Annotated in this window: 1 protein-coding gene; it reads right to left on the bottom strand. The window is 48.1% G+C overall.

What is annotated here, in order from left to right:
* Positions 1-171 precede the first annotated feature (171 nt).
* Positions 172-378: a hypothetical protein gene (locus ACFIK8_RS12875; RefSeq protein ID WP_375669645.1), complete on the bottom strand. Its 207-nt coding sequence runs from the start codon at positions 376-378 to the stop codon at positions 172-174.
* Between the last annotated feature and the right edge of the window lie 183 nt (positions 379-561).

The raw sequence follows: 561 nt of genomic DNA on the forward strand, positions 1-561 counted from the left end.
TCTGCACGCACGCACACAAAAGAGTTTAGTATAGCTCTGCAACGGATAAGACTATATAACTGATAACTAAAAACTACAAGCCACAAAATACCCTCAGAAGGAACGAATCCTTTCTGAGTACTATAAGTCCAATATGAAATGAAAAATACAAAGGTAATAAAAAGTAAAAATCTAATGTCTAAGACGCCTCTGCGTCGTGTCCTGCTCCAAACTCTGCTCATGTGCTGGTGCTATTTTTTCCGCTGTTGGTGGTGTCTCATTATGTGGTGGTAGTGAGGGTCTAGAAGTTAAGACCTGTTGTAGTAACAGTGCCACCCTGTCAAAGCGGCCCATAACCTCACTGTGAAATGCTGTCAATGTAGCTTTGCCCTCGGCCACCTCAGCCTGTATCATATCCGCGGCATGCTCAAGGCGCTCCAGTCGGTCCTGGCCTCGTGAAGGAGAGAACATCTGTACCGGGGGCGGATCCGATGCTGTGGTGGGTGATGCCTGTGTCTCTGTCTCTGTCGAAGGTAGCTGTAGCGTAGGCTGCGATCCCTCTCCCTGTGCCTGAGGCATGTT

This window comes from Bartonella sp. MR168JLCBS (assembly GCF_042194175.1).